Annotated in this window: 1 pseudogene; it reads left to right on the top strand. The window is 56.3% G+C overall.

The features are described 5' to 3' along the window. A pseudogene (locus FDX22_RS22655) lies at nucleotides 1–73 on the top strand (tRNA (uridine(34)/cytosine(34)/5-carboxymethylaminomethyluridine(34)-2'-O)-methyltransferase TrmL); the annotation flags it as partial. Nucleotides 74–215: the final 142 nt, after the last annotated feature.

The raw sequence follows: 215 nt of genomic DNA, 5'->3' as shown, positions 1-215 counted from the left end.
AAATGCGGTGTCGGTGGTGGTGTATGAGGCCTGGCGCCAGTTAGGTTATCCCGGCGCGGTATTACGCAGTTGATTTATGTCGGATGGCGGCTGACGCCTTATCCGACCTACGGAAGAATTTACCGTTTATTTTCGAGCGTTATCGGCGCAGTCAGGTTGGACACGGACCGCGCTTGCCGACCTGTGCATACACGCAGTACGTGAGGATGGCGAGC

The sequence above is a fragment of the Citrobacter sp. TBCS-14 genome (assembly GCF_005280805.1).
Lineage (GTDB): Bacteria > Pseudomonadota > Gammaproteobacteria > Enterobacterales > Enterobacteriaceae > Citrobacter > Citrobacter gillenii.
The sequence above is the reverse complement of the archived record's forward strand: the minus strand, read 5'-3'. Positions and strand labels throughout refer to the sequence as shown.